Raw genomic sequence first — 1,090 nt, 5'->3', positions numbered from 1 at the left:
ACCCCGCGCCCGGCACCGACCCCCCGCCCGTCGGCGCGGCCGGCCCCCCGCGGCCAGTCGACCGGCGACGCCGGGAACGCCTGACCTGCACTGACACGCCCGGTCCCCACCGGGACCGGACGGACGAGTCGCGCCCCGGCGCGATGCGACGACAAGGAGAGACGGCAGCCATGCCGAAGAACAAGACGCACTCCGGTGCGAAGAAGCGCTTCCGGATCACCGGGAGCGGCAAGGTCATGCGCGAGCAGGCCAACGCGCGTCACCTGTTCGAGCACAAGTCGAGCCGTCGCACGCGTCGCCTCGCCTCGGACCAGGTCGTCTCCGCGGCCGACGCCCCCAAGATCAAGAAGCTGCTCGGCAAGTGACCCGTCGGCGCGCGAGCGCCGCGGTCCTGAGCCGACCCGATAACGAAGCAAGGAGCATCACGTGGCACGCGTGAAGCGGGCGGTCAACGCCCAGAAGAAGCGCCGGGCGACCCTCGAGCGGGCCTCCGGCTACCGCGGTCAGCGTTCGCGCCTGTACCGCAAGGCCAAGGAGCAGGTCACCCACTCCCTCGTCTACGCCTACCGCGACCGCAAGGCGCGCAAGGGCGACTTCCGCAAGCTGTGGATCCAGCGGATCAACGCGGCTGCGCGCGAGCAGGGCCTGACCTACAACCGCCTCATCCAGGGCCTCAAGGCCGCTGGCGTCGAGGTCGACCGTCGCGTGCTGGCCGACCTGGCCGTCACCGACGTCGCGGCGTTCAACGCCCTGGTGCAGGTCGCCAAGGACGCGCTGCCGGCCGACGTGAACGCGCCGAAGGCCGCCGCCTGACGCACTCGCGTCACCGCGGGGCGCGCGGGCGACCGCGCGCACGCACTCCTCCGGACCCCCGGGAGCCACGGCTCCCGGGGGTCCGGCGCGTCCGGGGGCCGATCGCGGGGCTCCCCTCGGGGTCTCGGCTCCGCCGGCCCCCCGGCCCGCTGGCCTGCCGGCCCGCCGCACCAGCCCGGTGCCGAGTGTGCAACCGACACGTCGAGTGAGTAGTCGGCGGATGCTCGCTGGCCGTGTCGGGTGCACACTCGCCGCCCCGCCCCGCACCGCCCGGCGC

General features: G+C 74.1%; 2 protein-coding genes. Both read left to right on the top strand.

The genetic code is table 11. From position 1 onward, the window contains the following. Positions 1 to 170 precede the first annotated feature (170 nt). On the top strand, positions 171 to 365 hold the full coding sequence (rpmI, locus tag MHY85_RS21100; RefSeq protein ID WP_147793761.1) for a 50S ribosomal protein L35: 195 nt from the start codon (positions 171 to 173) through the stop codon (positions 363 to 365). Between the two features lie 61 nt (positions 366 to 426). Further along, entirely contained in the window at positions 427 to 813 is a 387-nt protein-coding gene (gene rplT, locus MHY85_RS21095) for a 50S ribosomal protein L20 (RefSeq protein WP_147793760.1), read from the top strand. The last annotated feature ends 277 nt before the right edge of the window (positions 814 to 1,090 follow it).

Origin of the sequence: Cellulomonas sp. ACRRI (assembly GCF_022346185.1) — a bacterium.
GTDB lineage: Bacteria > Actinomycetota > Actinomycetes > Actinomycetales > Cellulomonadaceae > Cellulomonas.
Note: the sequence above shows the minus strand (reverse complement) of the source record. Positions and strands in the feature narration are given on the sequence as shown.

What these genes read in the sequence shown, in the direction of transcription:
- rpmI (WP_147793761.1), top strand. Translation starts at nt 171, where the DNA reads ATGCCGAAGAACAAGACGCACTCCGGTGCGAAGAAGCGCTTCCGGATC.